The following is a 956-nucleotide window of genomic DNA, read 5'->3' as shown; positions in this document are numbered from 1 at the left end:
GGTGACCTGATCCAGACTTCCAACGATACGAAAGGCCTCAGAACGCTTCTACGATGGATTGGCAAGCAACGTGCTGTGCATGTTGTCTTCGAGGCGACCGGCCCTTTCCATCGTCAACTGGAGAGTTATCTGGCCAGGGCCGGCATCCCATTCTCACGGATCAATCCGCGGCACGCAAGAAAGTTTGCTGAAGCAACGGGAAAGCTTGCAAAAACGGATCGGGTAGATGCCATGATGCTGGCCAGGATGGGGGCACTTCTTGAACCCAGGACGTCTACGATCTGCAACGAGCTGCAGTCTGCGCTCCAGGAGCTGGCAGCTGGGCGACGAAATCTGACCCGTGACAGGACTGCCCTGCTCAATCGCCAGCAAAACCTGCAGCTCAGTCTCCTAAAACGTCTGACACGCTATAGACTTCGTCAGATAGAGGCTCAGATCGCAACCATCGATCAGGCAATCAGCCAACTGATCTCGACAGACGAGAGCCTCTCTCGAAAACGCACCATTCTGGTCAGCATTCCAGGTATTGGAGAGGCCACGGCTGCGATGCTGATCGCTGATATTCCCGAGCTGGGAACACTGGAAAATGGACAGGTTGCTGCGCTCGCAGGTCTGGCTCCTGTCACCAGGCAGTCAGGAAAGTGGCAGGGTAAAAGCTTTATTCGGGGTGGTCGGATTCATGTCAGAAACGCTCTGTACATGCCTGCTCTGGTTGCCATGCGGCATAACCCTGACCTTCGAAGCATCTATCTTAGTCTGACGAATAAGGGAAAGCACGCAAAAGTGGCTCTGACCGCTCTCATGCGGCGTCTCGTCATTCTGGCGAATGTCCTGTTACGCAATAACAGGTTATGGGAAGCACGCCACACTTGACTAAGACGGATACTCATTCTTTGAGATAGAAGATGAAGCTTGCAGCGATATGGATTGCGGACATGAAGGTATGAGCGCAGCGG

At 53.8% G+C, this 956-nt stretch carries 1 protein-coding gene; it reads left to right on the top strand.

All coding sequences use genetic code 11. The features are described from left to right. A partial coding sequence (locus tag HK25_RS12045) for an IS110 family transposase (protein ID WP_086636380.1) occupies positions 1-873 on the top strand: 873 nt, incomplete at its 5' end. Between the last annotated feature and the right edge of the window lie 83 nt (positions 874-956).

Origin of the sequence: Acetobacter sp. DsW_059, from assembly GCF_002153695.1 — a bacterium.
Lineage (GTDB): Bacteria > Pseudomonadota > Alphaproteobacteria > Acetobacterales > Acetobacteraceae > Acetobacter > Acetobacter thailandicus.
The sequence above is the reverse complement of the archived record's forward strand: the minus strand, read 5'-3'. Positions and strand labels throughout refer to the sequence as shown.